This is a genomic window from Flagellimonas flava (assembly GCF_050617915.1).
GTDB classification, from domain to species: domain Bacteria; phylum Bacteroidota; class Bacteroidia; order Flavobacteriales; family Flavobacteriaceae; genus Flagellimonas; species Flagellimonas flava_A.
The window spans coordinates 1-261 of record NZ_JBODQE010000086.1 but is presented as its reverse complement, the minus strand read 5'-3'; the positions used below and the strand labels follow the sequence as shown (position 1 = coordinate 261).

Here is a 261-nt window from a genome sequence, read left to right as displayed (position 1 = left end):
AGCGACTATCCTGTTGTGGGGGTAAACTGGATGCAGGCGAAGGCGTTCTGTAACTGGAGAACCAAGTTCAAGAAGGATGATCAAAAATCAAGGGGCAAACAATTTGTAAAGCAGTTTAGGTTGCCTACAGAAGCTGAATGGGAGTACGCTGCGCGTGGTGGAATTGAAGGAGGAACCTATCCTTGGGGTGGCCCATATGTGATCAGCGACACAGGTTGTTTTATGGCCAACTTTAAACCACAACGCGGGGATTACGCAGCC

1 protein-coding gene is annotated in these 261 nt (G+C 49.0%); it reads left to right on the top strand.

What is annotated here, in order from left to right; translation table 11 throughout:
- The coding region (locus ACRHOZ_RS21080; RefSeq protein ID WP_431130273.1) for an SUMF1/EgtB/PvdO family nonheme iron enzyme at positions 1-261 on the top strand (261 nt) is incomplete at both ends.